Raw genomic sequence first — 12,929 nt, 5'->3', positions numbered from 1 at the left:
TCTTTTGGGGCAGTTGTAGATTTACTGGTGACTTTATCGGTAGGAGAGAGTTGAGCGGGTTCGGCGTTTTTACGCCGAACCCGCTCAGGATTTTAAATTCTCTAATACTTCTCCAACATATTTCCTCTTGACCAAAACTCAACTCCCGCATAAATTTAAGCTCGCTTAACTAAAAAGAAGGCTTAACTATGACCAAACCTGCTCAATTTGCCCATTCCATCCGCGCCTGGATGGACGTTTTCATGAACCGCTCGATGCGCGGCTGGCACCTCTTTGCCAAATCCACCGGGCTTTCGATGCCGCAGTTCAGTATTCTCATGCAGCTGCATCACAAGGGCGCGTGCGGCATGTCCGAGGTCAGCGAACGTTTCGAGATCACCCCAGCCGCCGCGAGTCAACTGGTGGATAAACTCGTGCAAGGCGGGTTTATCATGCGGGAAGAAGATCCAACTGACCGCCGCGCCAAACTGCTGAACCTCACCGATGAAGGACGGGAACTCATCCAGCAGGGACATGAGGAACGTTACCGCTGGGTGGATGAGTTGGGGCGCAAATTGACCGCCGAAGAACGCGCCCATGTCAGCGAAGCGCTGGACATCATGACCCGCGCCGCGCAGGAAATCGAAGCCGAATCCGCTCAAGAGACGGCTTAACCTCCCGAAATATTCCACGCCCAAGTCACAAGCCGATCCTATACGTACCTCCGTTCACCACTTATCAGTAAATTCAATCAATAAAGGAAATTTATGCAAGCCACCCTCACCCAACCCCAAGTCCGTGCACGCCGGGAACGACCGTCCTTCAAGGGCATTGGGCGTGCCATCAAATACCTGACGAAGTATGGACGTCAGGCAACGTTACCGTATCTCTTTTTGATCATTGCCACGCTTTCGCAACTGGCTGTGCCGCGCATGATCCGCAACGTGATCGACGCGGTCACCAGCGGGTTTCTTGCCGGCCAGGTGTTGCAGGCTCTTGAAAATATTCCCGCCCAATTTGTCAGCGCAACCCTGCCGAAGATTCTCGAAGCCCTGGGCTATGACTCTGCTTTAACGCTGGACCAGCTCAAAGTCACGCTGGAAGCGGATCTGACCAACGCGCCGCGCGCGTTGGTCACAGCCCTGGTCGCGATTGTCGTCTTCGCCCTGCTGCGCGGCATCTTCTCCTTCCTGCAAGCCTTCTGGGCGGAGAAGAATTCGCAGTCGGTTGCGTATGACCTGCGCAATGACCTGTATGCCAAGATCCAGGGATTGTCCTTTGCCTATCACGATAAAAATCAAACGGGACAGTTGATGATCCGCGCGACGGATGACGTGGAAAAGGTGCGCCTGTTCATCGGGCAGGGGCTGCTGCAACTGGTGGGCGCGGTGATCCTGTTGAGCGGTACGGTCATCATTTTGTTCTCGTCGAATGTTTTGCTCGCATGGACAGCCATGCCGATCCTGCCGATCGCGATCGTGTTGTTCGCCGTATTTGCGGGCCTTGCCCAGCCGATGTTCACGAAGGTACAGCAAAAACTTTCAACCTTGAATACGGTCTTGCAGGAAAACCTCGCGGGCATCAAAGTGATCAAGGCGTTCACCCGTGAAAAGGAACAACAGACAAAATTCCGCGCCGCCGCAGACGACACGATGGATCAGTCCATTGCGGTGTCACGGTTGTTCACGTTCCTGTTTCCGCTGGTGTTCCTGATCGCCAACCTCGGACAGGCTGCGATCCTGTATGTCGGCGGCAGGCAAATCATCACCGGCACGCTGACCATCGGCGCGTGGCAGGAATTTTCCCTGTACCTGATGTATCTATTCTTCCCGATCATGATGTTCGGCATGATCGTCACCCAAATGGGGCAGGCCTCCGCCTCCGCCGACCGCATCTTTGAAATCCTCGACGCCAAAAGCGATATTGTGGACAAACCGAACGCCTCGAAACTCCCCGCCGTGAAGGGTGACGTGAAATTCGAGAACGTCACCTTCCGCTATGTAGGCGGCGGCGAACCTGTGTTGAAAAATGTTTCGTTCGAGGCAAAGTCTGGTGAAACCATTGCCCTGCTCGGCGCAACAGGCTCGGGCAAGACCAGCATCATCAATTTGCTGCCGCGCTTCTATGATCCAGTCGAAGGTCGCATCACCATCGATGGTCACGACCTGCGCGATGTCAGGCTTGATTCGCTCCGTTCGCAGATCGGCATTGTGCTTCAGGAAACGACCCTGTTCAGCGGCACCATCCGCGAGAACATTGCCTTCGGCAAGCCTGATGCCACCCTCGAGGAGGTGCAGGCGGCGGCGAAATCCGCGGCGGCGCATGATTTCATCATGTCCTTCCCTGATGGCTACGATACGCACGTCGGCGAACGCGGCACCACGCTCAGCGGCGGACAAAAGCAGCGTGTGGCGATTGCGCGCGCGCTGCTGCTCAACCCGCGCATTCTCATTCTCGATGACTCGACATCCAGCGTGGACGTCGCCACCGAGGCGCACATCCAAGCCGCGCTCGAAACGCTTATGAAAGGCCGCACCTCCTTCGTCATCGCGCAGCGCATCAGCACGGTGATCAACGCCGATACGATCCTTGTTCTTGAAAAGGGCGAGGTGGTGGCGCAGGGCAAACACGCGCAATTGATGGAGGAAGAACCGATCTATGCTGAAATCTACAATTCACAAATTCTCGCGCATCACAGCGATGCCGCAGCGGAGGTGGCACTATGATGCACGGCCGCGCTGGTGGTCTTCTTAATCAAGAAACGATCAAGCCGCGCAACCTGGAAGAAACGCTTGGTCGCCTCGGCAAATACTTTGGCAGTTTCTGGTACATGATCGTTCTGGCAGTTTTCTTCGTCGTTATCTCCACCTGGACGCAGGTGACTTCTCCCGAATTGCTGGGACAAGCCACAGATTGTTTCCTCGTGCCTGCTGGAAACAGCGCCTTCGCTCAACCCGCCCTGCCAACTGATTCAGGCCAACAAGCAGTTTCTTCCTGTTGGCTTGGGACAAGCGAAGACCGCTCCGCACTGTCCTATTCGCGCCAGATCATCTACAGCGCCTATCATCTGGGCGGATACACCACGCCTGATATTGCAACCGCCACAACTACGGAGCGCATTGAAGGCATGTTCCGTTTGATCCTGATCGTCATCGCGTTGTATGTGATCGGCGCAGTGCTGACAGGCACAACCTTCTTCGCCATGGCGTGGACAGGTCAGCACGTTCTGCGTGTCCTGCGCGTGGAAGTGTTCGAGAAATTGCATCAACTTTCCATGAGTTATTACGCCGAACACGAAGCCGGCGACCTGATGAGCCGCATCACCAACGATACATCCGCCATTGAACAGGCGTTTTCGTTCGCGCTCGTTAATGTGTTCAGCGGCATCCTTTTATTGGTCTGGGTGGCCTATAACATGCTGACCTTAAGCCTGCCCTTCGCCCTGCTCTCGCTGGCTGTCTCGCCGTTGATGTTCATTGCCACCGTCTGGTTCTCCGGTCAGGCACGCAAAGCCTTCCGCAAGAGCCGTGAAGAGATCGGTAATGTCAACGCCGAACTGCAGGAGACAATCTCGTCCGTGCGCGAAGTGCAAGCCTTCAACCGCGTGGATGAAAATATCGAGCAGTTCAAGGAGGTCAACGCCGCCAATCGCGATGCCAACGTGCGCGCTGTGGCATACACCTCCGCGCTGGCGCCAACCTTGGAAGCCTTCTCATACATCGGTCTTGCCATTGTCACAGGCGTGGGCGGCTGGTACCTGCTGACAGGCGACAGGCTTTTCGGCGCGACTGTCACGCTTGGCCTGGTCATTACTTTCCTGGCGTATGTCCAGCGTTTCAACCAACCCATCCAACAGATCGCGGTATTGTGGACGAATATCCAAAACGCCATTGCGGGCGCGGAACGCATCTTTACCATTCTCGATGAAAAACCCGCCGTGGTTGATAAACCGGGTGCAAAGGCAATGACCGAGATCAAAGGCCGGGTTGAATTCGACGAAGTCTCGCACGAATATGAAGATGGCGTACCGGTCTTGAATAAGGTTTCCTTCTCCGCCGACGTCGGGCAGACCATTGCCATTGTCGGTCCGACAGGCGCGGGCAAGACCACCATCATCAACCTGCTGCCGCGCTTCTATGATGTGACGCACGGTTCTGTAAAAATTGACGGCATGGACGTGCGCGATGTCACCGCTGATTCACTCCGCAGGCAGATCGGCATCGTCTTGCAGGATACCTTCCTGTTCAGCGCCTCGGTGATGGATAACATCCGTTTTGGCCGCCCCACTGCAACCGATGAAGAAGTCTACGCCGCGGCAAAACTTGCCAACGCAGATTCGTTCATCGAACGCCTGCCTGAAAAATATGAGACAGTGCTCGGCGAACGTGGCTCGGGTCTTTCTCAGGGACAGCGGCAGTTGCTCTCGATTGCGCGCGCCGTGCTGGCAAACCCCCGCATCCTGATCCTGGACGAAGCCACTTCCTCCGTCGACACCAGAACCGAACGTCTCATTCAAAAAGCCTTCGACCAATTGCTTGAAGGACGTACTTCCTTTGTCATCGCGCACCGCCTCTCCACCATCCGCAATGCGGACATGATCCTTGTTTTGAAGGATGGACAGGTCATCGAACGCGGCAGGCACGATGAATTGTTGGAGAAAAAGGGTTTCTATTACGACCTGTATATGAGTCAATTCAAAAAGCAGGAAGAAATGCAAGCGAACCCCGCATAAAGAGCTAGGGGCGCAGCGTCGCTGCGCCCCTATAAAATTTGCAACAGTTTCGTCGTATCTTCCAGTATCAAATCCGCCCCCATCTTCTTTAATTCAGGTTCCTCCCCGAAGCCGCATAGGACACCCACCGTCTGTGCCCCGGCGGATTTGCCCGCGCGGATGTCCACGGTGGTGTCGCCGATCATCAGGCAGTTTTCGGGTGGGACTCCCATTTTTTGCGCGGCAAGTAGAACCGGGTCGGGATAGGGCTTGGTATATTTGGCGGACAAGCCGGTGACAATGGCATCGAAATATTTTACGAGATCGAACCTTTCGAGAAATGCCATCGTGCCTTTTTCATCCCTCGCGCTGACCACAGACATCGGGTAACGACCATGTAATTGCTTGAGCATTTCGTCCACACCGGGGATGAGCAGGAATTCCTTCGCGGAGCGTTTTTGGTGGCGGTTCAGCCAGTTGATCACAGCAACCATCTCGTCGTCAATGTGAAGCGTATCGGCCAGACCAAGCAGGGCGTTGCCCGGAGCCTCGATCCACATCACAAAACGGCGGGAAAAATGATCCGGGTCCTTAAAGATGAGGTTCGGAAAAAAACGCGAGATTTTCCGTACATACAGGTCATCGGTATCACTGAGGGTACCGTCCACGTCGAAGCATAGGGCTTTGACAAAATTTGTATCAACAGGCATGGATTAATTGTACCAAAAGGACTATACTTAACCCAGTTAAGACGATGGCCCAGGATCGTACACACTCTCTGCTCGAATTATTAATTTCCATCAACCGTGAGGTCGCTGCCGCACTGGATCTGCGCACGGTTTTGCAGCGCCTGCTCTTTGCCGCCATCCAGCATGTGGGCGGCGAGCGTGGCAGTATCGTTGTGATGGATGATATGGGCAAACCCGTGGATGCTACCATTGTTTATGGGAAGCAGTTCCATGACCATACCACCCAGCAGCTGCGCGAAACAGTGGAGCGCGGGCTTGCGGGTTGGGTGGTGAAAAACTCCAAGCCGGTGCTTGTGCCGGATACCAGCAAGGATCACCGCTGGCTGCGCCGCGCAGATGATTCTGTGGAAAACAGCGGCGCAAAGTCCGCGATCTGTGTGCCATTGATGGCGCGCGAGCGCCTGGTGGGGGTTCTGACGCTTGTACATTCTGTGCCGAACGCATTTAATGAAGAACATTTGGAATTGATGCGGGCAATCGCCGACCAGGCGAGTGTGGCGGTTTTGAATGCGCGCCTGTACACCGAGAGCCAGCGGACGGCACGCGTCATGTCCGCGCTGGCAGAGGGTGCGGCGGCGATCAATACCTCGCTCGAGATGCCGGACGTGTGGCGGCGCATCCTTAACCAGACCATGCAGGCCTTGCAGGTTGAGGTCGTGGCGCTGGCTTTGCTGGATGGGTCGAACAATGACATTGTCTTCCACGCGGCAGCCGGTCAAAACTCTGCTGGTATTCCGGGCAGGCACATCCCCGCCGGGCAGGGATTGGCTGGGATCGTGGTGAATGGCGGACAGGGTCTGGTGATTCCATCCGTCAGACAGGAGTCCCGCTACAGCCAGGTGGACAAGTTTGAGGGAATCGAGATGCGGGCGGTCGCCATTGCCCCGATCCAATCGCAGGGAAAGGTCATTGGCGTGCTTGAAGCGATCAACCCGGTCTCCGGCGGATTTGACCCGGATGCCATGGTGGTGATGACCGGGCTGGGAAGCCTTGCGGGAACGACCATCCAAAATGCAATCCTTTTCGAGCGCTTACAAAAGGCGCACGAGCATTACCATGAGTTGTTCGAAGACAGTGTGGATACGATCCTGATCACGGATTGGGACGGCAGGGTGCTGGAGGCGAATCGTCAGGCTGTTTCATTGAGCGGGTACGCAGTTGAGCAGTTACAGAGCATGAACATTGATCAGCTGCATGAAGTCAACTGGGATAAAACCGGCCAGAAATTCGGGACGCTTAAGAATACACCGGGCTGTAATTACGAATCCGGTTTGCGCCGCCAGGATGGCGTGGTCACCCCGATCGAAGTGCATGTGCGCCGCGTGGAATTTGAAGAGTCCGATTCGCTCCAATGGATCCTGCGGGATGTCAGCGAGCGCAGGGAATTGGATTCCCTGCGCGACGAGATGACTTCCATGATCTACCATGACCTGCGTTCGCCGCTTGGCAATATTGTTTCCAGCCTAGAAATGATGAGCACGCTGATTCCCAAGGAAAAAACGATCACCATGATGCTGACGATCGCGCAGAATTCGACAGCCCGCATTCAGCGTCTGGTCAATTCCCTGCTGGATATCAACCGTCTCGAAGCAGGCCAGCAGATCGTGGATCAGAATGCAGTCAACCCCGTTGAGTTGATCCGCGAGTCCATCATCGATGTGGAACCGTCGGCATCCTCGCGCCAGCAAACGATCATCAATAATGCGACCCGCGTGCTTCCGCTGATCTGGGTCGATGTGGACATGGCGCACCGTATTTTTATTAACCTGCTCGAAAACGCGATCAAATTCACCCCGATCGGGGGACAGATCGAAATTGGGGCAAGGACCGCCGATGGAATTTTTATGGAGTACTGGGTGCGGGATAATGGCCCCGGCATATCCGAGGCGGACCAGGAACGCATCTTTGACAAGTTCACCCGTGTGCGTGGCAGGGACCGGCCCGGCGGGCTGGGCGTGGGACTGGCGTTTTGTCGTCTTGCGGTGCTTGGACACGGCGGCAAGATCTGGCTGGAAAGCGAATTGGGAAAAGGGACCACCTTCTGGGTGACCCTGCCCATTGCCCAAAAGAAGGTCGCCGGTCAGATCAAGCGTCAGACAGGCAGGCTGGTCATCAAATCGATCAGGTAGAATGCAGCATGCCGGTTGACCTGATTTCCTGAAAGTTCATCCTCAGTATTGTGCAGTGTCGTACATTGAAGGGAACGCAGGCATGGTTCCTTATTTCCCCTTCCATTTTCCAGGAGTACCATGCAGGAAGTTATAAAAAACGTTTTCATCGAAGACCAGTTTTCCGGCGTGACCTTGGGGGTGATCGTCACGCAGCGCGGACTTATCCAGATCGACGCACCTCCCTCCCCTGAAGACGCACGTTCGTGGCGCGCCGCGTTGATGAATCTTGGAGGCGGCATGGAACGCGCGCTGATCAACCTGGATGCGCATCCGGATCGAACGCTCGGTGCGCGTTCCATGGATTGCATCGTCATAGCTCATGAGAAGACCGCCAACACCTTTCGCACGCGGCCGAGCACCTTCAAGGCGCAGGGCGAGGAGACAGGCGCAGACTGGGAATCGATTGCCGGACTTGGCAGTGTGCGCTGGGCTCCGCCGGAGATTTCATTTACAGACCAACTGACAATGTTCTGGAGCAATACGCCTGTATTGCTTGAGTACCATCCCGGTCCCTCCAATGGATCCATTTGGGTGCACCTGCCCGAGGAAAAGGTTATTTTCATTGGCGATGCCGTGTTAAAGAATCAGCCCCCCTTTCTTGCAGGTTCCAACCTGAAAGCCTGGCTTGATTCCCTGAATCTTCTGCAGGAGCCATCCTTCAAAGGATATACATTCATCAGCAGCCGCGGCGGCATCATGACAACGAGCGCCGTCAAATCGCAATATGAATTCCTCAAACACGTCCATGGAAAGTTGGAAAAGATCACAACAAAGAAACCGAATCCCGCCGCGGTCGAGAAACTGGTTGCCTCCCTGTTGACATGGTTCAAAGCCCCGGCCGCGCGCCAGAAGCAGTTTGCCCAGCGCCTGCGTTATGGACTGCTTCACTACAACTCACGCCACCACCATGCCTCCACCCAGCCCTATGAGGATTAATGCCTTCAGCCCGCCCGCTCCTTGAGCTGACCCGCAGCTCCCTTGTTGAATCAACCCACTTTGGTTCCATCGCGGTTGTTGACTCGACAGGGAAACTTCTCCACTCCCATGGCGACCCTCATACGGTCGCCTTTTTGCGCTCATCCGCCAAACCGTTCCAGGCGCTTCCATTTGTGGAACGGGGCGGCGTGGAACAGTACCGATTCACGCAAAGGGAACTGGCACTTTCGTGCGCCTCGCACGAGACCGCTCAACTGCACCTCGACACGGTGAATGCCATGCAGAAAAAGGCAGGCATCGAAGAAAGCCTTTTGCACTGCAGCGGGCATTTGCCCGGCGACCCGGCCAAATTGAGACAGGTGATCAGGGAGGACATCAAGCCTACTGCCAATTTCAACAACTGTTCAGGCAAGCATACCGCCATGCTGGCATTCGCCAAAATGCGCCGCCTGCCGCTCGAGAATTATCTCGATTTTGACCATCCCATTCAAAGGGACATTCTGAAAGCGCTTTCTGAAATTTGTTCCATCGAAATGGAAGAGATTGGCCTCGGCATTGACGGTTGTTCCGCGCCGAACTTTGCCATGCCGTTGTTCAATGCCGCGCTCGGCATGGCACGCATGTGCGATCCGCGGGATTTAAGTAAAATCCGCGCAGACGCCTGTAAAAAGATCACGGCCGCAATGACCGCGCATCCGGAGATCGTCAGTAATTCCGGCGAGTTCGACTGCGAACTGATGAAGGTCGGCGAAGGGAAAATAATCACCAAACGCGGCGCGGAGGGCTTTCAGATCGTCGGAATCATGCCCGGCGTCATCGGGGAGCGAGGCGTGGGCATCGCCTTCAAAGTGACCGACGGCGACCCCTCGCGCATGAACGATGAACTGGAAAGAGGCACACGCGTCCGCCCGGCGGTCACGCTGGAGATCCTGCGTCAGTTGGGCGCACTGGAGCGGACGAAGTTGGATGCGCTCGAGAATTTTGGTCCCGAAAAAGTATTGAAGAATTACGCGGGCATCATTACTGGAAAATCAAAACCCGTCTTCGAGTTGAAAACTCCATGAAAAGACTGCAAACCCGCGCTTTGCAAATCCACAAAACACTTTTAGATGTCTTTGGCGAGCCGATATGGCGCAATCCGTTGCCCGCCATCGACGAGCTGGTCTCCACCATCCTCTCGCAGAACACGAACGACGTCAACCGCGACCGCGCCTTCGACGCCCTGCGCGCAAAATTCCCCACATGGGAAGCCGTGCGCGACGCGCAGGAAAAGGATGTCATCGCCGCGATCAAGCCCGCGGGACTCGCCAATCAAAAGGGACCGCGCATCCAACAGGTACTGCGCGCCATTACCGGGGAACGCGGCTCGCTCGATCTGGACTTTCTGGCTGGCCTGCCCATCAAGCAGGCGCGTGCCTGGCTGACGAAGTTCAACGGCGTGGGACCGAAGACCGCCGCCATCGTGCTGTGCTTTTCATTGAACATGCCCGCCTTCCCGGTGGATACGCACGTCTATCGCGTGACCGGACGCATCGGACTGCGCCCGGAGAAGATGACCGTGGAACAGGCGCATCCGCATCTCGAAGCGGTTTTCCCGCCGGAAACGTATTACGCCGCGCACTTGAACATCATCCGTTTGGGACGCGAGGTCTGCAAGGCGAGGAAACCATTGTGTCCGCAATGCCCGGTCAATGGATCGTGTGAATATAAAGATAAAACGAAATAATGGAAACTCCTCCCGCCAGCCTCGCGCTCGGTAATCTGGGCGTGCCGCACACGCTCTTTCATCACGAAGGCTCGCTGGAGTCGTTCGAGCAGGCTGCGCGCGAGCGGAACCAGCGTCCGGCGCAGGTGGTGCGCTCCCTTCTCTTCCGCGTGCGGGAGGATGAGTTCGCGCTGGTGCTGGCGGCAGGTCCGCAACAAATTTCATGGAAAGCCTTGCGGAAGGCGCTGGGACGTTCGCGCATCTCGCTGGCGACTGAGGACGAAGTGCTGGCTGTGACAGGCTACCGCATCGGGACGGTCAGTCCGTTTGGGATGGCGCGTCCGCTCAGGGTGTGGATCGAAGCAGGTGTGTTGAAGGAGGAGGAAATATCCATCGGGTCGGGAGTCCGCAACACAGCCATCATCATGAAAAGCGCGGACTTGCGGCGGGCGTTGGGGGATGTGGATGTGGTGGAATTGTTTGAGTGAAAAAGACTCTTAACCGCAAAGGCGCACGAAGGTTCACAAAGGAAAACCTTCGTGTACCTTTGTGGTTGAAAAAATGGAGAAAAATATGAGTTACAAACAACGCACACTGGATTTTCTTGAGATCGAATGGAAGACGTATATCGAGCGCTTCCACCGCCTGCCTGCGGAGGATGGTATGAAGCGCGTGAAGGCGCAGGGGTATGAACGCTTCCGCGACATGCTGGCGCACATCCTTTCGTGGTGGGAGGAAGCCATGCCCATCATTCTGGCGATCGCCGAGAACCGCGAATACGAACGCAGGAAATACGATTTCGATGCCTTCAACGCCGGGGCGGTCGCGAAGTACGGGGATTGGGACGAGACCGAATTCCTTGCCCACTTCGAGAAAACGCGTCAGAAAGCCGCGGCAGATCTGAGGTCCATGCAGGAGGCGGTGTTCGAGAATCGCCGCGTGCGTGCGTGGATCAACGGCGTCTTCATCCACCATGCGCGCGAGCACCTCGTCGCATTGAGCAAATTCCTCACGCTGGATACGCTCGAACACGAGTGGGAAACCTATGCGGCGAAGTTCGATGCGCTGGAAAAGAAGGACGAGTTTTTGAAGAAGCAGGACGCGGCACGCTTTGCCGATTTGCTGGCGCACGCCGTCGCATGGTGGGAGGAGGGCGTGGCGGCGGTGAAGGGTGCATTGAAAGACCCCGCCTTTGTGTACGGCGGTCCCGCCGACACCGATGCCTACAACGCGGAAATTGTGGCAAAATATCAGGGCATGAGCGAAGCGGAAGTACGTGCGCTGTTCGAGCGCACGCGGCTGGAGATGATCGAACTGGTGCGCGGGCTGCCCGAAGGCGCATTCGAACACCCGGCCATCGAGGAATGGCTCGCCGCGGACGTGGTCGAGCATTTCGACGAACACGCCGCCAAGGAATGAATTATGGAACATAACGTTTATCTCGCCCTGGGAAGCAATCTTGAAAACCGCCTTGCAAACCTTAGGGAGGCGGTCGGCAGCTTCACCCCGCAAATGGCGGTGCGCCGGAAATCGCCCGTCTATGAAACGCAGCCCTGGGGATATGCTGACCAGCCCGCATACCTGAACCAGGTCATTCAGGTTGAAACCTATCTCGAGCCGCAGGCGCTGCTCGGGCATTTGAAACGCCTTGAAACGGCGCTGGGACGCAAGCCCAATTTTCGCAACGGACCGCGTTTGATCGACATGGATATCCTGTTTTACGATGACCTGATCCTCGATACGCCGGAGCTGGTGGTCCCGCATCCGCGTCTGCATGAACGTGCATTTGTGCTCGCGCCTCTGGCGGACCTCGCGCCTGAGCTCGTCCATCCGGTATTGAACAAATCCGTGAGTGACCTGCTGGCCGGGCTGAACCTCAAAGACATCAAGTTGTATGAAGGAAAGTGACGCATGCGAATTGTCCGTTATCAAACCAATGAAGGTGCGCCAGCCTACGGCTGGATGCTGGAGGATAAGGTCGGGGAAGTTCAGGGGAATATTTACGGCGAATACCGCCGCCGTGAAGCCAAGGTGCCTGTCACAGAATTGAAGCTGCTCGCGCCGTGCGAGCCGGGCAAAATAGTATGTGTGGGACGCAATTATGTGGAACATGCCAGGGAATTGGGCAACGAAGTCCCCAAGGTGCCGCTCATCTTTTTAAAGCCGCCTTCTTCCATTATTTCAAACGGGGATGCCATCATCCTGCCGCCGCAATCGAAACAGGTGGAGCATGAAGCGGAGCTGGTCGTTGTGATCGGCAAACGCGCAAAGAACGTCACCACGGAAGCTGCCAGGGAAACCGTCTTCGGCTACACCATCGGCAACGACGTTACCGCGCGCGACCTGCAGCAAACGGACGGTCAATGGACGCGCGCGAAGGGTTTCGATACCTTCTGCCCGTTCGGTCCGTGGATCGATACCGAGTTCGACCCGTCCGATGCAGTGGTGACCTGCCGCGTGAACGGGCAGATGCGCCAGATGGCGTCCACGCGCGACATGGTCTTCAACGTCGGCACGTTGATCGCGTACATCTCGTCCGTGATGACGCTGGAGCCCGGCGACCTGATCTTCACCGGCACACCCGCCGGCGTGGACGAGTTGAAGAACGGCGATGTGGTGGATGTGGAGATCGAGGGATTGGGGAAGTTGAGCAATCCGGTGAAGGCATAATTTCATCC

At 56.1% G+C, this 12,929-nt stretch carries 12 protein-coding genes; 11 read left to right on the top strand and 1 reads right to left on the bottom strand.

What is annotated here, in order from left to right:
- Nucleotides 1–188 precede the first annotated feature (188 nt).
- The 3 genes from QY332_01470 (at nt 189) to QY332_01460 (ending at nt 4,711) form a co-directional block, all read left to right on the top strand.
- On the top strand, nt 189–653 hold the full coding sequence (locus QY332_01470) for a MarR family transcriptional regulator (protein WKZ36594.1): 465 nt from the start codon (nt 189–191) through the stop codon (nt 651–653).
- A gap of 93 nt (nt 654–746) precedes the next feature.
- Entirely contained in the window at nt 747–2,705 is a 1,959-nt protein-coding gene (locus QY332_01465) for an ABC transporter ATP-binding protein (GenBank protein ID WKZ36593.1), read from the top strand.
- The gene (locus tag QY332_01460; GenBank protein ID WKZ36592.1) at nt 2,702–4,711 is read left to right on the top strand and encodes an ABC transporter ATP-binding protein; all 2,010 of its coding nucleotides are present in this window, start codon (nt 2,702–2,704) and stop codon (nt 4,709–4,711) included. Before QY332_01465 ends, QY332_01460 begins: the two co-directional genes overlap by 4 nt.
- A gap of 29 nt (nt 4,712–4,740) precedes the next feature.
- On the opposite strand, the gene QY332_01455 is transcribed toward QY332_01460, so the two are convergent.
- A complete protein-coding gene (locus tag QY332_01455; protein ID WKZ36591.1) occupies nt 4,741–5,400 on the bottom strand; it encodes an HAD family hydrolase in 660 nt (219 codons plus the stop codon).
- 44 nt (nt 5,401–5,444) lie between these two features.
- Here QY332_01455 and QY332_01450 point away from each other — a divergent pair, with 44 nt between their 5' ends.
- The 8 genes from QY332_01450 to QY332_01415 all read left to right on the top strand — a co-directional run bounded on the left by QY332_01450 (nt 5,445) and on the right by QY332_01415 (nt 12,921).
- Nucleotides 5,445–7,568, top strand: a complete 2,124-nt coding sequence (locus QY332_01450; GenBank protein WKZ36590.1) for a GAF domain-containing protein — start codon at nt 5,445–5,447, stop codon at nt 7,566–7,568.
- A 120-nt stretch (nt 7,569–7,688) separates the two neighbouring features.
- Entirely contained in the window at nt 7,689–8,546 is an 858-nt protein-coding gene (locus QY332_01445) for a hypothetical protein (GenBank protein ID WKZ36589.1), read from the top strand.
- The gene (locus QY332_01440) at nt 8,546–9,610 is read left to right on the top strand and encodes an asparaginase (protein ID WKZ36588.1); all 1,065 of its coding nucleotides are present in this window, start codon (nt 8,546–8,548) and stop codon (nt 9,608–9,610) included. The genes QY332_01445 and QY332_01440 overlap by 1 nt, the downstream gene beginning before the upstream one ends.
- Complete coding sequence (nth, locus tag QY332_01435) at nt 9,607–10,272, top strand: endonuclease III (GenBank protein WKZ36587.1); 666 nt, start codon at nt 9,607–9,609, stop codon at nt 10,270–10,272. Before QY332_01440 ends, nth begins: the two co-directional genes overlap by 4 nt.
- Entirely contained in the window at nt 10,272–10,739 is a 468-nt protein-coding gene (locus QY332_01430) for a YbaK/EbsC family protein (protein WKZ36586.1), read from the top strand. The genes nth and QY332_01430 overlap by 1 nt, the downstream gene beginning before the upstream one ends.
- Before the next feature lie 85 nt (nt 10,740–10,824).
- The gene (locus QY332_01425; protein WKZ36585.1) at nt 10,825–11,670 is read left to right on the top strand and encodes a ClbS/DfsB family four-helix bundle protein; all 846 of its coding nucleotides are present in this window, start codon (nt 10,825–10,827) and stop codon (nt 11,668–11,670) included.
- Between the two features lie 3 nt (nt 11,671–11,673).
- Complete coding sequence (gene folK / locus QY332_01420; protein ID WKZ36584.1) at nt 11,674–12,159, top strand: 2-amino-4-hydroxy-6-hydroxymethyldihydropteridine diphosphokinase; 486 nt, start codon at nt 11,674–11,676, stop codon at nt 12,157–12,159.
- A gap of 3 nt (nt 12,160–12,162) precedes the next feature.
- On the top strand, nt 12,163–12,921 hold the full coding sequence (locus QY332_01415) for a fumarylacetoacetate hydrolase family protein (protein WKZ36583.1): 759 nt from the start codon (nt 12,163–12,165) through the stop codon (nt 12,919–12,921).
- Nucleotides 12,922–12,929: the final 8 nt, after the last annotated feature.

The sequence above is a fragment of the Anaerolineales bacterium genome (genome assembly GCA_030583885.1).
In the GTDB taxonomy this organism is placed as follows: domain Bacteria; phylum Chloroflexota; class Anaerolineae; order Anaerolineales; family Villigracilaceae; genus Villigracilis.
Note: the sequence above shows the minus strand (reverse complement) of the source record. Positions and strands in the feature narration are given on the sequence as shown.

What these genes read in the sequence shown, in the direction of transcription:
- QY332_01460 (WKZ36592.1), top strand. Translation starts at nt 2,702, where the DNA reads ATGATGCACGGCCGCGCTGGTGGTCTTCTTAATCAAGAAACGATCAAG.
- QY332_01445 (WKZ36589.1), top strand. Translation starts at nt 7,689, where the DNA reads ATGCAGGAAGTTATAAAAAACGTTTTCATCGAAGACCAGTTTTCCGGC.
- QY332_01425 (WKZ36585.1), top strand. Translation starts at nt 10,825, where the DNA reads ATGAGTTACAAACAACGCACACTGGATTTTCTTGAGATCGAATGGAAG.
- folK (WKZ36584.1), top strand. Translation starts at nt 11,674, where the DNA reads ATGGAACATAACGTTTATCTCGCCCTGGGAAGCAATCTTGAAAACCGC.
- QY332_01450 (WKZ36590.1), top strand. Translation starts at nt 5,445, where the DNA reads ATGGCCCAGGATCGTACACACTCTCTGCTCGAATTATTAATTTCCATC.
- QY332_01470 (WKZ36594.1), top strand. Translation starts at nt 189, where the DNA reads ATGACCAAACCTGCTCAATTTGCCCATTCCATCCGCGCCTGGATGGAC.
- QY332_01465 (WKZ36593.1), top strand. Translation starts at nt 747, where the DNA reads ATGCAAGCCACCCTCACCCAACCCCAAGTCCGTGCACGCCGGGAACGA.
- QY332_01455 (WKZ36591.1), bottom strand. Translation starts at nt 5,400, where the DNA reads ATGCCTGTTGATACAAATTTTGTCAAAGCCCTATGCTTCGACGTGGAC.
- QY332_01415 (WKZ36583.1), top strand. Translation starts at nt 12,163, where the DNA reads ATGCGAATTGTCCGTTATCAAACCAATGAAGGTGCGCCAGCCTACGGC.
- nth (WKZ36587.1), top strand. Translation starts at nt 9,607, where the DNA reads ATGAAAAGACTGCAAACCCGCGCTTTGCAAATCCACAAAACACTTTTA.
- QY332_01430 (WKZ36586.1), top strand. Translation starts at nt 10,272, where the DNA reads ATGGAAACTCCTCCCGCCAGCCTCGCGCTCGGTAATCTGGGCGTGCCG.
- QY332_01440 (WKZ36588.1), top strand. Translation starts at nt 8,546, where the DNA reads ATGCCTTCAGCCCGCCCGCTCCTTGAGCTGACCCGCAGCTCCCTTGTT.